General features: G+C 67.0%; 2 pseudogenes. Both read right to left on the bottom strand.

Annotation, left to right across the window (positions count from 1 at the left end):
• Nucleotides 1-2059 (bottom strand): annotated as a pseudogene (locus EN955_RS34205) (autotransporter outer membrane beta-barrel domain-containing protein); the annotation flags it as partial.
• Nucleotides 1992-2791: pseudogene (locus EN955_RS35020) on the bottom strand (hypothetical protein); the annotation flags it as partial. The pseudogenes EN955_RS34205 and EN955_RS35020, both read right to left, overlap by 68 nt.

Below are 2791 nucleotides of genomic sequence, written 5' to 3'. Positions count from 1 at the left end.
CCTCGACCTCACCGCCGATGCTGCCACTGCCGCCTTGGCCGCCAATATACATGGTAACGGCCGTCTCGGCCTTACCAGTCTCCGTCGAGCCAGCGCCACCCGCACCACCGCCGCCGCCCACCGACTGTGCGAAGATGCCGTGCGAGTTGTCGTCCTGCGTCAGGATCGAACCGCTCTGGAAGTTCTGGACGTGAACCTTGTCGCTGGTACCGCCAGCGCCGCCGGCGCCGCCGAGGCTCAGCGTGATGGCGATCTTCGAGTCGGTGGATGACGTGCCGGACGCGCCGCCGACGCCACCGGAGCCGCCGATCGACTGCGCCAGGATGCCGTGGGAATTGGCCTTGTCGGTCTGGATTATGCCGCTGTTTTCGACATTGACCTTGCCACCGTTGCCGCCGACCTCACCCGAGCCGCCAAGCGACAGGTTTACCGCGACTTCACCGCCATCGCTCTTGCCCTTGCTTTCGCCGGCACCACCTGCGCCGCCGCCGCCACCGACCGACTGCGCGAAGATGCCTATCGAGCGCTCCTGCTTGGTCCATATCGTTGCGCCGGCCATATTGACGACATCGACCTGGTTGCCATTGCCGCCCTTGCCACCCGCACCGCCAAGCGAGCCGCCGATTGCGTAAGTGCCAAGCACGCCAGAGCTGGACGAGCCGCCGACACCGCCGCCGCCACCGATCGAATTGGCGCTGATGCCATAGGAATCGGCGCCGTCCGTGACGATCAGATTGCGGTTGGTGACCGAAACCGTGCCGCCATTGCCGGCGCCGCCGGCACCGAGCGCGATCGCCGCGCCGATACCGACCGAAGTCTCGCCTGCATCGCCTGGGCCGACGATATCCTCTTTGGTCGAAGCCGAGCCGCCGCCGCCGCCACCGCCGCCGATGGACATGGCGAGGATGCCGACCGAGTTGAACCCGCTTGTGCGGATCTCGCCCGAATTATCGACTGCGACACCGACCTTGCCATCGAAACAAGTGGCATTGCCACCGGCGTCCGCGGCACAGGCGGCATCGTTGCCTTCGCCGCCATTGCCGCCGATGCTGACATTTGCGGTAACGCTCGTGCCGGCGGTGCCGCCGACGTGGAAGGCCTGCGTGTTTGTCGCACCGCCCATGCCGCCACCGCCGCCGATCGATTGGGCAACAATGCCGGACGAATAGTCGCCGTCGGTGGTCAAATTGGCGGAATTCGTAACATCCACGGCACCGGACTTGTTGCCTGTGCCCCCCGCCCCGCCGACACCAACGTTGACGGCGACGTTGACGCCGTTTTCTGTACCGAGATCGGCCGTCGCGCCATTGGTCGCTCCGCCGTTGCCGCCGCCGCCGCCGATCGACTGGGCAACGATCGCGGCGCTCATGTCCCCACCCGTCTTGATCGTCATGGCGTTGTGAACGGCGACATCGCCGCTGATGTTGCCCTTGCCGCCGCCGCCACCGATGGTGACCGTCGCATTGATGCTGGCGTTGACCCCGAAGCCGCCTGCAGCTCCCCAGGAATCGCCGCCATTGCCGCCGCTGCCGGCCACCGATTGCGCGAGGATGCCGATCGCGTTGGCGCCTTTGGTAACGATGCTGCCGCCGCCATTCATGCCGCTGTCGACGATGACGAGATCGCTCTTGCCACCGTCGCCACCCCAGCCGCCAACAGTGACACCGAGTGAAACGCTAACCCCCGTGCTGGCTGCACCCGAAATCGTGGCAGCGCGGCCGCCATTGCCGCCGCCGCCGCCGATGGACTGGGCAACGATGCCGCCGGAACCGGCTGCGTCGGTGTCGGCAATCAGGTTGCCATCAGCCCGAACCGTTACCTTTCCACCATTGCCTCCGTTGCCGCCCTCGCCACCCACGGCAACCCCGACCGAAGCGGACACGTAGAGACCAGCGCTGACCGCGCCTGAATAAGCCGAACCGCCGTTGCCGCCACTGCCACCGACCGATTGCGCAAGGATGGCCTTCGAGCCCATGCCGCCGACATGAATGTCACCTTTGTGGGTGACCGTGACCTGGTTGCTGAGATTGCCATCGCCGCCACCGCCGCCGATCGCCACGGAAGCGGCGCCGAACAGACCGACGGCAAACGTTCCGACAGATCCGCCATTGCCGCCACCGCCGGCCGACCGACTGGGCGAGAATGCCGTGTGAGAGGGAGCCCACGGTCGTGATGTTGGTGGTGTTCTTGACCTCTACCTCGCCGGCCGCGCCGCCGGCCCCGCCTTTGCCACCGATGCCGACCGCGGCAAAGGCGCCGGCCGCCATCGCGAACCCGCCGTCGCCGCCCGAGCCGCCGACCGACTGCGCGAAGATGCCGATCGACATATCCTTGTCCGTGCTGATCAGGCCTGTGTTTTCGACATAGACCTTCTTGCTCCCGCCGCCCGACGCGCCATCGCCGCCAAGCGAGAAGGACGGCCCGCCAACCGAGACGGCAAATCCGCCTGAGCCGCCACCGCCGCCGATCGACTGCGCCAGGATGCCATGAGACTGGACACCTTCGGTGTGTACCGCCGCGCCATTGGTGACATCGACGGTCCAGCCCGTGCCGCCGCCACCTCCCTTGCCACCGATTGTGACGTTGGCGCCGAGGCCGGCGGAAGCCGTGCCGCCGCCATTGCCGCCGCCGCCGCCGATCGACTGGGCGATGATACCGGTGGAGCGGTCGCCAAGCGTGTGAATCAGCCCTGAATTGATGCCGACCGTCACTGCCTTGGCGTCGCTGGCAGTGCCGGCCTTGCCGCCGATGCTGACAGCAGCCACAAGACCCGCGCCGTTCAACGAGAAGC

The sequence above is a fragment of the Mesorhizobium sp. M7A.F.Ca.CA.001.04.2.1 genome (assembly GCF_003998485.1).
In the GTDB taxonomy this organism is placed as follows: Bacteria; Pseudomonadota; Alphaproteobacteria; order Rhizobiales; family Rhizobiaceae; genus Mesorhizobium; species Mesorhizobium ciceri.
The sequence above is the reverse complement of the archived record's forward strand: the minus strand, read 5'-3'. Positions and strand labels throughout refer to the sequence as shown.